Source organism: Herbaspirillum sp. GCM10030257 (genome assembly GCF_042666555.1).
Classification (GTDB): Bacteria; Pseudomonadota; Gammaproteobacteria; order Burkholderiales; family Burkholderiaceae_D; genus Noviherbaspirillum.
Map to the genome: position 1 here is coordinate 1 of NZ_JBHTDH010000124.1, position 869 is coordinate 869.

At 63.9% G+C, this 869-nt stretch carries 1 protein-coding gene; it reads left to right on the forward strand.

Features of this window, described 5'->3' with window-relative positions; all coding sequences use genetic code 11:
- The coding region (locus tag ACFQUU_RS29370; protein WP_382252179.1) for an amino acid adenylation domain-containing protein at nucleotides 1–869 on the forward strand (869 nt) is incomplete at both ends.

Sequence of the window (869 nt, forward strand, 5' to 3'; positions counted from 1 at the left end):
AAGGGCGTGATGGTCGAGCACCGCAATGTCGCACGCCTGCTCAATGCCACCGATGGCTGGTTCGGCTTTGACCGACAGGACGTATGGACGCTGTTCCACTCGTTCGCGTTCGACTTCTCGGTATGGGAGCTGTGGGGTGCGCTGGCCTACGGCGGACGCCTGGTGCTGGTGCCGCAGGAAACGGTGCGTGCGCCGGACGCATTTCTTGAACTGTTGTGCCGCGAAGAGGTGACGGTACTGAACCAGACGCCGAGCGCGTTCCGCCAACTGATCGCCGCCCAGCAGCGCAGCTCCGCCGACCACAAGCTGCGGCTGGTGGTTTTTGGTGGGGAAGCGCTGGAAGTGGCGATGCTACGGCCATGGTATGCACGGCAAGACAACCACGGCACGCAACTGATCAACATGTACGGGATCACCGAAACCACGGTGCACGTGACCTACCGGGCGCTTACGGCGGCGGACGCCGAGAAGGCTGGGCCGAGCCCGATCGGGCAACGGATAGCGGATCTGCGCATCTACCTGCTGGATGGGTACGGGCAGCCGGTGCCGCAGGGTGCGGCCGGCGAGCTGTATGTCGGCGGCGCGGGGGTGGCGCGTGGTTACCTGAACCGGGATGACCTGACGGCCGAGCGCTTTGTTGTCGATCCGTTCAGTGACGAGCCAAATGCGCGGATGTACCGGACTGGTGACCTGGGGCGGTATCTGACCGATGGCAGCATTGCATTTCTTGGGCGCAATGACCAGCAAGTGAAGCTGCGCGGTTTCCGTATCGAGTTGGGAGAAATCGAAGCGAGGCTGCTGGAACAGCAAGGGGTGCGCGAAGCGGTGGTGATCGCACGCGAGGACCGGCCGGGTGACAAGCGCCTGGT